At 67.7% G+C, this 10,213-nt stretch carries 13 protein-coding genes; 11 read left to right on the top strand and 2 right to left on the bottom strand.

Annotated elements, in window-relative coordinates; translation table 11 throughout:
- The 4 genes from HDR73_RS16295 to HDR73_RS16280 all read left to right on the top strand — a co-directional run.
- Positions 1–1,192 (top strand): sensor histidine kinase (locus HDR73_RS16295; protein WP_287136488.1); only part of this gene is annotated, 1,192 nt, incomplete at its 5' end.
- Positions 1,189–1,887: a response regulator transcription factor gene (locus HDR73_RS16290; protein ID WP_012299571.1), complete on the top strand. Its 699-nt coding sequence runs from the start codon at positions 1,189–1,191 to the stop codon at positions 1,885–1,887. The genes HDR73_RS16295 and HDR73_RS16290, both read left to right, overlap by 4 nt.
- Positions 1,888–2,058: 171 nt before the next feature.
- On the top strand, positions 2,059–2,478 hold the full coding sequence (locus tag HDR73_RS16285; protein ID WP_011931929.1) for an organic hydroperoxide resistance protein: 420 nt from the start codon (positions 2,059–2,061) through the stop codon (positions 2,476–2,478).
- A gap of 82 nt (positions 2,479–2,560) precedes the next feature.
- Positions 2,561–2,944 carry a chorismate mutase gene (locus HDR73_RS16280; protein WP_012299570.1) on the top strand — a complete coding sequence of 128 codons (384 nt, stop codon included), beginning with the start codon at positions 2,561–2,563 and terminating at the stop codon, positions 2,942–2,944.
- 132 nt (positions 2,945–3,076) lie between these two features.
- Here HDR73_RS16280 and HDR73_RS16275 read toward each other — a convergent pair whose 3' ends face one another.
- Entirely contained in the window at positions 3,077–3,922 is an 846-nt protein-coding gene (locus tag HDR73_RS16275) for a LacI family DNA-binding transcriptional regulator (RefSeq protein WP_049791929.1), read from the bottom strand.
- A 278-nt stretch (positions 3,923–4,200) separates the two neighbouring features.
- Here HDR73_RS16275 and HDR73_RS16655 point away from each other — a divergent pair, with 278 nt between their 5' ends.
- The 7 genes from HDR73_RS16655 to HDR73_RS16245 are packed head-to-tail and all read left to right on the top strand — an operon-like array spanning position 4,201 to position 8,999.
- Positions 4,201–4,536: an LOG family protein gene (locus HDR73_RS16655; RefSeq protein ID WP_198433865.1), complete on the top strand. Its 336-nt coding sequence runs from the start codon at positions 4,201–4,203 to the stop codon at positions 4,534–4,536.
- Entirely contained in the window at positions 4,448–4,795 is a 348-nt protein-coding gene (locus HDR73_RS16270) for an LOG family protein (RefSeq protein WP_223842644.1), read from the top strand. The genes HDR73_RS16655 and HDR73_RS16270 overlap by 89 nt, the downstream gene beginning before the upstream one ends.
- Before the next feature lie 23 nt (positions 4,796–4,818).
- Complete coding sequence (locus tag HDR73_RS16265) at positions 4,819–5,424, top strand: haloacid dehalogenase-like hydrolase (protein ID WP_049791928.1); 606 nt, start codon at positions 4,819–4,821, stop codon at positions 5,422–5,424.
- Positions 5,421–6,404 (top strand): ribose-phosphate diphosphokinase, encoded by a 984-nt coding sequence (prs, locus tag HDR73_RS16260; RefSeq protein WP_012299568.1) that lies wholly within the window; start codon positions 5,421–5,423, stop codon positions 6,402–6,404. The genes HDR73_RS16265 and prs overlap by 4 nt, the downstream gene beginning before the upstream one ends.
- Positions 6,401–7,093: a ribulose-phosphate 3-epimerase gene (locus HDR73_RS16255; protein ID WP_012299567.1), complete on the top strand. Its 693-nt coding sequence runs from the start codon at positions 6,401–6,403 to the stop codon at positions 7,091–7,093. Before prs ends, HDR73_RS16255 begins: the two co-directional genes overlap by 4 nt.
- The gene (locus HDR73_RS16250; protein ID WP_012299566.1) at positions 7,090–7,632 is read left to right on the top strand and encodes a phosphoribosyltransferase family protein; all 543 of its coding nucleotides are present in this window, start codon (positions 7,090–7,092) and stop codon (positions 7,630–7,632) included. Before HDR73_RS16255 ends, HDR73_RS16250 begins: the two co-directional genes overlap by 4 nt.
- 41 nt (positions 7,633–7,673) lie before the next feature.
- Positions 7,674–8,999 carry an MFS transporter gene (locus HDR73_RS16245; RefSeq protein WP_041464645.1) on the top strand — a complete coding sequence of 442 codons (1,326 nt, stop codon included), beginning with the start codon at positions 7,674–7,676 and terminating at the stop codon, positions 8,997–8,999.
- A 209-nt stretch (positions 9,000–9,208) separates the two neighbouring features.
- Here the strand turns inward: HDR73_RS16245 and HDR73_RS16240 are convergent, their stop codons facing one another.
- Entirely contained in the window at positions 9,209–10,192 is a 984-nt protein-coding gene (locus tag HDR73_RS16240; protein WP_012299564.1) for an ATP-grasp domain-containing protein, read from the bottom strand.
- Between the last annotated feature and the right edge of the window lie 21 nt (positions 10,193–10,213).

The following is a 10,213-nucleotide window of genomic DNA, read 5'->3' as shown; positions in this document are numbered from 1 at the left end:
GGGCTGGGTCGTCGGGATCCTCGCGGTCGCCCAGTGCGCACCCCTCGCCGCGCGCCGCCGCCACCCGCGCGCCGTGCTCCTCGCGGTCTCGGTGCTGCAGGCCGGGCTCGTGGCGGCGCTGCCGCCCGGCTTCGTCTTCTGGGCGGCCGCCCCCGTGGTCGCCGCGTACACGGTCGGCGTGCGGCTGCCGGTGGGGCCGGCCGCGAGGATCGTCGCCGCGGCCCTCGGGATCGAGGCGGTCGGCGCCGTCCTGGCCGCCACCGCCTGGCTGCGCGCGGAGCTCATGCCCGGGGTGGTCCGCGTGCCCCTCGGCCTCCCCAGCCTGGTGGAGGCGGCGTCGCTCCTCGCCAGCGGGATCCTCATCGCCGTCGCGAGCGCCGCCGTCGGCTCCTGGGTCGCGCTCCGCCGCCGGCACGACCGCGACGTGCTCGCGCGCGCCGTCGAGACCGTGGAGCACCAGGCGGCGCTCACCCGCGCCGCGGTCGCCGCCGAGCGCACCCGCATGGCGCGCGAGCTGCACGACGTGGCCGCGCACCACCTCACGGCGCTCGTCGTGCAGGCGGGCGCCGCCGAGCGCCTCGTGGACCTCGATCCCGAGCGCGCCCGCGAGTCGCTGCGGGGGATCCGCGTCCAGGGCCGCGAGACGCTCGACGCGCTGCGCTCCATCGTCGGGATCCTCCGCCAGACGTCCGACGGCGAGGGCGGCGGCGACGCGGGCACCGCCCCCGTGCCCGGCCTCGCCGACCTCCCGGGCCTCGTGGCGGCGGCCCGCACGTCGGGCACCGAGGTCGAGGAGCGCGCGACCGGCGACGCGCCCGCGCTCGCGCCGCTCGCCGACGTCACCGCGTACCGCACCGTGCAGGAGGCGCTCGCGAACGCCCGGCGGCACGCGCCCGGATCCGCCGTGACCCTCACCACCGAGGCCGGCCCCGCGCGCATCGCGCTCACCATCGAGAACGCGCTGCCCGCTGCGGCACAGGCGACGGCGCCCGGCTACGGCCTGGTCGGGATGCGCGAGCGGGCCGCGCTCGTCGGCGGCCGCCTGGAGGCGGGCCCCACCGCATCCGGCACCTGGCGCGTGCGCCTCGAGCTGCCGGTCGAGCCCGTCCCGGCCGCGCCCGTCCCGGCCGCGCCCGTCCCGACGGCGCCCGTGCCGGCCGGGCCCGCATCGGCGCAGGGGGCCGACGCGTGATCCGCGTGGTGCTGGTCGACGACCAGTCCATCGTCCGCGCCGGCTTCCGCGTCGTGCTCGAGACGGCCGGCGGCATCGAGGTGGTCGGCGAGGCGTCGGGCGGCCGCGAGGCGGTGGAGCTCGTGCGCCGCCTCGCGCCCGACGTCGTGGTGATGGACGTGCGGATGCCCGGCGGCGACGGCATCGAGGCGACCCGCGCGATCACCGGAGCGGATGCGCATGCGGACGCGAAGGCGGACACCCCGGCGCGCGCGCCCGGCGACGATCCGCAGGGCCCCGCCGTCCTGGTCGCCACCACCTTCGACCTCGACGAGTACGTCTTCGGCGCGCTCGAGGCGGGCGCGCGCGGCTTCGTGCTCAAGGACGCGGAGCCCGAGGAGTTCATCCAGGCCGTGCGCGCGCTCGCCGAGGGCCGCGCCGCCCTCGACGGCGTGACCACCCGCCGTGTGATGGACGAGTTCACGCGACGCCGGGTCGCGTCCGCCGTGCACCCCGGCGTCGAGGTCCTCACGCCGCGCGAGCAGGACATCGTGCGGCTCCTCGGCGACGGCCTCTCCAACGACGAGATCGGCGGCCGGCTCGTGATCGAGACCAGCACCGTGAAGTCGCACCTCACGCGGATCATGACGAAGCTCGGCACCCGCGACCGCCTGCAGACCGTCGTGTGGGGCTACCGCTCGGGCCTGCTGCCCTGACCGCTGGCGGGCCGCCACGACGCGCCCGGAGGAGCCGCCGCGACGCGCCCGGGCGGCCGGCCGGGCCGCGCACGATGCATCCGCCGCGTTCGCCCGCGATCCACCGTCCGTGCCGCGAACGTCCACCGCGGGCGGCGCGCGCTCCCAGCCCCGTCGTGGTCTGATGGATGCATGGAACCCATCTACACCGCTATCGCGCACGCCTCCGGCGGAGGACGCGACGGACACGTCCGCAGCGAGGACGACCGCATCGACTTCGATACCCGTCCCCCCAAGGAGATGGGCGGCTCGGGCGAGGGCACGAACCCCGAGCAGCTCTTCGCCGCCGGGTACAGCGCCTGCTTCCTCGGCGCCACCCACCTCGTCGGCAAGAACGCCGGCGTCGACACGAAGGACGCCGGCGTCTCCGCCAGCGTCTCCATCGGCGACAACGGCCAGGGCGGCTTCGGCCTCGCGGTCGAGCTCGACGTCTACCTCCCCAACGTGGCGCCCGAGCGCCGCCAGGAGATCGCGGACGCGGCCCACCAGGTCTGCCCGTACTCCAACGCCACGCGCGGCAACATCGACGTGAAGGTCACCATCGTCGACTGATCCACCCGAGCGAGCAGAGGCGGGCGTCCCCATCGGGGACGCCCGCCTCCGTCGTCCAGGCGCGGATGGGTAGGGTCATCGCATGCCTGAGAACACCGGCCCCGCAGGGGCGCCCCTCGACGACGACGCCCGTGCCGCCCTCGAGGAGCTGGGGGAGATCCGCGGGAGCATCGACAACATCGACGCCGCCCTCGTGCACCTGCTCGCCGAGCGGTTCAAGTTCACGCAGTCGGTCGGCCGGTTGAAGGCCGCGCACGGGCTGCCCGCGGCGGATCCCGAGCGCGAGCGCCGTCAGATCCTCCGCCTCCGCGCGCTCGCCGAGGAGTCGAAGCTCGACCCGGCCTTCGCGGAGAAATTCCTGAACTTCATTGTCGCCGAGGTCATCCACCACCACACGCGCATCGCCGAGGACCAGGGCGCGGCCACCTCGGCCGTCGCGCCCGAGGACGGCGGCCCGGCGGCCTGACGACGCCGGGCGCTCCGCTTCGAGGCGGGAAGGGGGGCATTCTCTGCGAAGCTTCTGGGGCGCGATCTGCTTGGCAAGCGGCAACTTGGCCAGCCGTCTCGTGGATCACCCGCCCATTTGACAGCCTGTGCGTCAGGCCACAGAACCTCTCAGTTGCAGAGTCGCGGGGATAATCCGTGAAGCTGGAGGCCTGCCATCGTGCCACCAGCTGCGCAGCAGCGACATCGCAGTAGAACCGAGCACCTCGGCCTCAATCCTGACGCTCGTGAGCCCAGGAACCAGCCACTTGTCTATCTCTCGATCGTCAAAGCTCGCTATGGAGACTTCGGCGGGGATGCCCAGGCCGAGTGAGGCTGCGGCGAGGTACACCCCGAGCGCCATGTCGTCCGTGTCGCAGACGAGGGTGAGTGGCATGGTGCGCTGACCGAAGACGCGCAGCGCCTGCGCCCTGGCAGCACCGACGGTAGCCGGCGTGCGGATGATCGAGTAGTGGAGCCCTGTGCCTTCAAGAACGGCACGCATCGCAGAGCCGCGACTCTCGAACGTCCACGAGGACAGGTCGGCCGCCAAGTGGATGATGGGGCGTTCCGGGCGGCTCACCAGATGAAGCGCCAGCTCACGCGCGCCAGCGGAGACATCGGCATTCACTGTGGGAACCGGCCCCGAGGGGTCGGCATCAAGGAGCACCGTGGGTATTCGCTGCGCGGTGGCTTGGACCTCGTCCCAATCCAGTGAGCAGCCGATGATGCCATCCACAGTTCGGTTAAAGGGCGGGAGGGCGGAGACGTCATCGGCCGCAAGCGGATAAATGATCACGTTTACGTCCTCGATCCTCGCGGAGCGGGCGAGGGAATCATGGACAGCGGCAAAGAAGCTGTTCCCCAAGACGGGGGTGAGGAGCGCGACGGTCTTCGAGTAGCCGACGCGTAGCTCGCGGGCTGCGGTGTTGGGGGGAGTAGCCGAGTCTGTCGGCTGCATCCAGCACGCGCTCCCGTGTCCGATCCGAGACCCGGCCATTCGCCTTGCCAGAGAACACCAGGGACACCGTGGTTTGTGACACCTCAGCAACTCTGGCAACGTCGTGGCTCGAAACCCGCTTCCTGGGGAGGTATTCGTCCGTGGAGTTCACATGGTCCCTTCGAGGGTAGTGCGCCCTCCGTGCGGGCGTGGCTCGGCAGCTCCAGCGTTGCGCACCCCTCAGTGTAGGGCTAGTCTCCTCCCTGCTGAGTACTACGTATGACTACGGAGAGGCGCAAATGAAGTCCATTGCAGTGTTCTGCGGAGCGTCATCCGGCGCCTCGCCCCTATACGAGCGGGCCGCACGCGAGCTGGGCAGGGCTCTGGTGGAGCGCGGAATGAGCCTTGTCTACGGCGGCGCGTCAACCGGCCTCATGGGCACCATCGCCGACGAGGTGATATCGCTGGGTGGGACGGTCGTGGGAGTGATTCCCGACAGTCTCGTGCGTTTCGAGGTGTGCCACAGGGGCCTTACTGAGTTGCGACGTGGTCGCCGACATGCACGAACGGAAGGCGATGATGGCTCGGCTTGCCGACGCATTCGTAGCTCTACCCGGCGGCCTCGGTACTTCTGAGGAGGTATTCGAAGTCGCGACCTGGTCGCAACTCGGGATGCACGCCAAGCCCATCGGGTTCGTGAACACCCTGCGCTACTACGATCCACTCTTCGCATTTCTCGCCCATGGGGTGGAGCAGGGGTTCATGCACCGGGAACACATCCAGCATCTACGCCTCGATGAGGATCCCGATGCCCTGCTCGATGAGCTTCTGGGTTCAGTCACGCCGCCTCATCTGTTCCAGTCCCGTGCGGCGCGAGCGGCGATGGTGCAGTGAGCGGCGCGATCACACGACTCGTAGTGTTCGACCTCGACGGAACGCTCATGCCGGGCACGACCGCCGCGCGTGAGATTTCAGTAGTCGCAGATGTGCTGGCTGAGATTCGGTCGCTCGAGAGTCAATATGACGCGGGCCTGCTGGACAGCCTCCAATTTTCCGTCTCTGCGCTCGCTCTCTGGGGTGACCGCTTCGAGGAGGCCTGTCGCGAAGCAGCCGCACGTGCTCCTCGCATCGGCTCGATGACACGGGTGCTGTCCGACCTGGTATCGATGGACATCGTCACATGCCTGGTGACGATGGCTCCGCTGGAGTTCGCCACCCTGTTCGCGTCATTCGACTATGTTCGCGCTTCTCAGTATGGGCTGAAGATCATGGGGCCAGGCGACAAGCCAGGTGCTGTCGACGCTATCCGATTGGATTTGGGCGTCGCCTCGGAAGAGGTGGTGGTGGTCGGTGATGGAGCCTCCGACATCCCCCTATTCATCAAGTTCCGCAGGACCATAGCCATGAATGCCATACCGGAGCTCTCCGGTATCGCGCGGCATTCCTATGAGGGCGACGACCTCCGCGAGGCGATCGGGCTCGAAGTGGAACAGTTCGCTTTTCAGAGCGGGGGTGGGAAGTGATTGTAGCTTCATGCGCGGCATTCGAAAGAGATCATCCCACCGCCCTGGAGAAGATAGTGGCCTCGATGAACGCCCCTGTCACCGTGCACCGATCCATCGATGAGGTATTCCCGGACGGCGAGATTTGCGTCGCGTTACCGCAAGGCACCCTGGTCGAAGATGTGCTGCTGCTGCAGTCGTTGTCCACGGATCCTGTGGCATTGAATGACGCGGTCTTCGCGCTCCTCGCTTCGATACGCATGTACCGCGTTGCTGGAGTGGCTCGGATCACTGTGTTCGCACCGCACCTGGCGTACTCCCGTGAGGAGCGAGCGGCGGCAATCGGGGGACGCGTGTCGACGACACAGCTCCTAGCCGACTTAATAGGCGCTGCGGGGGCGGACTGCGTCATTGCAGCGCAATCGGGGTCCGTGGCTCTGGTAAGCGAGGCCTACAAGCCACTGGCGATCGAGCAGCTCTACGCGACGAATTTCTTCGTATGGTGCATCGAGTCGATGCAGATTGCTGATCCGGTGCTCGTCGCCCCCGACCATGGGGCGGCGGATCTAGTGCGCAACATCGCTGCACGCCTTGGTCTCCAGCATGCGCGTGCTGACAAGCAGCGGAAGGGTGCGACGGATGTGGCTCTCAGCCTCACGGAGCAGGCAGGTGCGCTCAAGGGCCGTGAAGTGATCATCATCGACGACCTGGTCTGCAGTGCAGGAACTCTCGACCAGGCGGTTTCCGCCGTACGCACGCTCGGCGCTTCTCGTGTCACCGCGGTGGCGGCACATCTCCGGCTTACTCCCCTCGGCATGTCTCGCATACGCGCCATGGTCGCAGCAGGTCACCTCGCCGGGCTCGTTGCATGGGATACCTGCGGCGCGCCGCGTGTGAGGGGTGTGCAGACCTTCGCGTTCGCCGATTGGTTGGGGCCTGAGCTCTGCGCGGTGCTCCGAAGGCGGTCCAGAATTGATGCGAACGAGGAAGCAGTCTCGTGAGCGAAACGCAATTGACATTTTCCGTCTCCGTCGTCTGCATCAACCAGACGCATCTCTGGAGAGAATTGACCGCGATCAGATCGCTCGGCGTCAGTCGACTGCACATAGACATCATTGACCCGTCTTTCGGTAATCTCGGCATGGCTCCCGAGAGCATCCGGGACCTCAGCGATGACCTGCGAATGCCGGTCGACGTCCACGTCATGGTCGCCGAGCCCTCTTTGCTGGTCCCAAAGCTCGTGGATCGTGGCGCTCAAGCGATCCTTGTACATCAGCGTCATGTGACTCCCGAGGCGCTCGAAGTTCTACGCGCCGCTACGGTCGGCGGTACGGAGGTCGGGCTCGTGCTCGACGCATCGGAATCCCCGAGGGACTGGCTTATCGACATTGTCCGCCCTCAGAGGTTAGTGGTGATGGCCGTGACGCCCGGCGGCGCGGGCCGCCCGTTCAGGCGCGAGGCTCTTGATACTGTTCGTATGGCGGCAGAGTTCCGCGGAAAGTCTTCAGTGGAATCAGTCGAAGTCGATGGGGCAGTCAGTTCGATCACCATCGGCAAACTCGTCGACGCGGGTGCCGACTCGTTTGTCCTAGGAAGCTCCGTATTTCCGGATCGGGTGGCGCGTGCGGACCGGTTCCTGCCATTGCTGGAAGCGGCGGGAGCGGCGGACGGGGAAAGGGTGGGCCGGTGAGCGGCGTGGACGTGGATTTCGCGGGTGTTTCAAGGACGCTGCCAGCGGTTCCGCTTCCCAGCGGGATTCGTGTGGCATATCTGAAACTGTATGGCGACGTCGAGCTCACTGAGCATTGCGCGTCGATACTTGCGGGCGAGATGCGGTCGGATGTCGAAGTTCTGCTCGTGGGCGAGAGTGGCGGCATTCTGCTGGGCCATGTCATCGCCCGCCGACTCGGTCTCCCGTATGTACTTGCTCGCAAGAAATGGCGGCCCAACATGGAGCACCCGTTGCGGCAGTTTGTGCGCTCGATAGGGACCGATGGTGACCAAGTGCTCCTGGTTGATGATGAGGACCAGGTGTTGCTAGCCGGCAAGAGAGTGGCGATCGTCGATGAGGTGATAAGCAGTGGCGCGACCCTCGGGGCCATGCGGGCGCTGGCATGTTCCGCCAACGCGACCGTCTCACAGGTGCTTGCGGTCGCTACCGAGGGCGACCATCGGGATGACGTCGTGGCACTCGCACATCTACCACTCTTCTCGGACGGCGTTCGATGATATTGCGGGCATCGAGGGCTTCGCGATCGGCGCCATGGCTCTTGTGTGCGATCCAGTTCCTTGTCGCGGTCGAGTTCTCGATAGTCAACGTCGCGGTGCCGGACTTGCAGGACGACTTCGGCACCGCGGCACCGGTGACGCAGTGGGTGCTGTCGGCTTACGCGATCGGCTTCGCGTCGCTCTTGTTCTTGGGAGGGTGTGCGGCGGAGAGGTTGGGCGCTAGATCCGTCGTCATAGGAGGGCTTCTCTGCTTCTCCGTTACGAGCGGCGTGGCGGCGATGACGCCAGACATATGGTCGCTCATCGCCATACGGGTGCTCCAGGGTGCATCCGCGGCGTTTCTGACTCCTGCAGCGCTCACGCTCCTAACGAGCCTCGGCGACGGTCCGGCTCGTGACCGCTGGTTAGCTCTTTGGGGAGCAGCAGCGTCGGTGGGATTCGCTGGTGGTGTCATCTCGGGCGGGGTGTTCACCCAGCTCTTCGGGTGGCGGAGCGTGTTCGTGTCCTGTGCGGTCACAGCCTGCATCTTGTTGGCATCTTCGCTCTTCGCTTTGCCGCAGGTGACCTCGGGTGCGCGGCAGGTCGATGTGCTGGGCGCGAGCCTCTTCGCTCTGACTGGAGTATCGATCGCCTCCGCTTTCGGAATGACCGCTGACGCGTTGGGAGATGCCCGTGTCGCCATCTGGGCGGCAGTTCTTGCCGCGGCGAGCGGTGTCCTGCTGATCTTCCAGCAGCAGCGGAGCCGAAATCCTCTTGCTCCTCGAGGGCTATTGAGGCGGCGGGACGTAAAGATCGGCATGTTGCTGAGCTTCGTGGCCCCGGCGGCGGGCGGGTCGATGGTCTACTTCTCTTCTCTCTACATGCAGAACGTCTTGGGCTGGTCCGAGCTCGGCACCGGCGTGGCGTTGCTTCCGGATGCCCTGGCGGCTGCGGCTGGTGCCTATGCGGCGCCGGCGCTCGTTAGGCGCGTTGGTGTGAAGTTCACTGTGTGTGTTGGATTCAGCGCCATGCTGTTCGGGTTGTTGATTCTGTGCATGCGACCAAGCGCCTCTACGGCGACAGTCATTCAGGTGCTCGTGGGTACGAGTCTCACCGGGTTTGGCCTCGTCTTGTGCGGTGTTGTCGCAACGGTTGCGGGCTCCCGGAACCTCTCAAAGGGGGAACACGGCGCTTCCGCCGGTATCCTTACCGCCTCACAACAGTGGGGCGTTGCTGCCGGTCTCGCGCTGGGCGCGAATGCCGTGGCATTGTCGGGCAACCCGGCAGCTGGCACACTAGTCGGTGCCCTAGTCGCTTCAATGGCGCTACTTGCGATTCTGATCGCCGCTTTGTCTAGCTTCAGGCGGGCTCCGACCCGTATCTCTTGATCGTCCTTCGATCCGAGGGAATCCGATGGTCGCGTGTGGGTTCGCAGAGCACATGCGGCAGCCGGCTGCTGCACGCAGGCGCATATGTCGCATCCACTGACCCGCGGGGCATTTGTGCGGCTGCGGCGCTGAGTCAACCGCGCGTGCTTAGTTTCGCGTCTCTCGACACCGATGTTGGCGCGCGGAGAGCGCATGGACACCTCGACCGATTATTCCTCCGGGTAGGCCTCCCGCAGCACGCGCTCCAGCAGCTCCGCCACCGCGCCCGGACCCGATGCCGGCGCGACCGCCTCGACGCCGGCGTTGTAGTTCGTGTTGGTGTTCACGTCGTACGTCACGAGCCGGCCGTCCGCGGTCTCGATGAACTCGATGCCGGCCACCTCGATCCCGAGCCCCGCGAGGAACGCGACGTACCGCTCCACCAGCGGGTGCTCCGTGGTGATGTCCTCCCGCAGCGAGAAGATCGTGTCGCCCGGCTGCTGCGCGATGGTGGCGCCGGGCGGCATCACGAGCGCGCCGGTCGCCGGGTCGATCGCGCAGGCGTCCGCCGGGCAGAGCTGGTAGCCGCCGCGCGCGGTGTCGGCCTGGATCGCGTAGACGAACCGCCCGCCGACGATCTCCACGCGCGTCACCCGCGGCGTCGCCGCCTCCAGGTACTCCTGCAGCAGCGTGATCCCGTCCTGCGGCTCCTCGAAGTCCGGCCCGTCGACGTAGGCGGCAAGCTCCTCGACGCTGTCGAACCTGCGGACGCCGAGGCCCTTGCCGCCCTGGTTGTGCTTCGTGATGAAGGGCGTCGGCAGTCCGCGCGCCGCCTCGACGATGCGGTGGCTGCCGACCACGGCGCGCGTGCGCGGCACCTCGATGCCCGCCGCGCGGAGCGCCGTCAGCTGGTCGACCTTGCTCACCTCGATCTCGATGGTCCGGCGGCCGTTGACCGTCCGGCGGCCGTGCGCCTCCAGCCACGACATGAGGGCGCGCGTGTAGTCCTTGGAGAGCGCGTGGTCGCGCGTGTGGGCCGACGCGCTGATCCGCGACCAGAAGATCCCCTCGGGCGGTGCCTCGTCGATCTCGAGCACGCCGTCGGTGAGGAGCCACTCCTCGTACGGGACGCCGCGCGCGTCGAGGGCGGCGGCGAACGGCCCGAACCACTCGGAGTTCTCGTGGATGGCGAATACCTTCGGTGCGGTGGTCATCCCCCCAGGCTACGAGGCGCG

This window comes from Clavibacter sp. (assembly GCF_014802555.1).
GTDB lineage: Bacteria > Actinomycetota > Actinomycetes > Actinomycetales > Microbacteriaceae > Clavibacter > Clavibacter sepedonicus.
The sequence above is the reverse complement of the archived record's forward strand: the minus strand, read 5'-3'. Positions and strand labels throughout refer to the sequence as shown.